This window comes from Vibrio sp. HI00D65 (genome assembly GCF_001635455.1).
In the GTDB taxonomy this organism is placed as follows: Bacteria; Pseudomonadota; Gammaproteobacteria; order Enterobacterales; family Vibrionaceae; genus Vibrio.
The window spans coordinates 1-220 of record NZ_LWEH01000096.1 but is presented as its reverse complement, the minus strand read 5'-3'; the positions used below and the strand labels follow the sequence as shown (position 1 = coordinate 220).

Annotated in this window: 1 pseudogene; it reads right to left on the bottom strand. The window is 42.3% G+C overall.

Features of this window, described 5'->3' with window-relative positions:
- Nucleotides 1–72: 72 nt before the first annotated feature.
- Nucleotides 73–220 (bottom strand): annotated as a pseudogene (locus A3712_RS09855) (TRAP transporter small permease); the annotation flags it as partial.

Genomic DNA, 220 nt, shown 5'->3' with positions numbered 1-220 from the left:
CGCGATGGGGATGTTCAAAAGAAACAGAACAAACAGAATAAGGATTGGAAGATAGCTTTCCATGAATCGTACCTACTTAGAAGAGCGCTTTAGAAAAGCGACATCGTTCGCGATAAATCGAACGGTGTGGATCGCCATCAATGAGAAACAAAGCAACAACACGCCATTGATAACAAAATATGATACGCCCATGACTGGCGTTACCTTGTTAGATAGCATG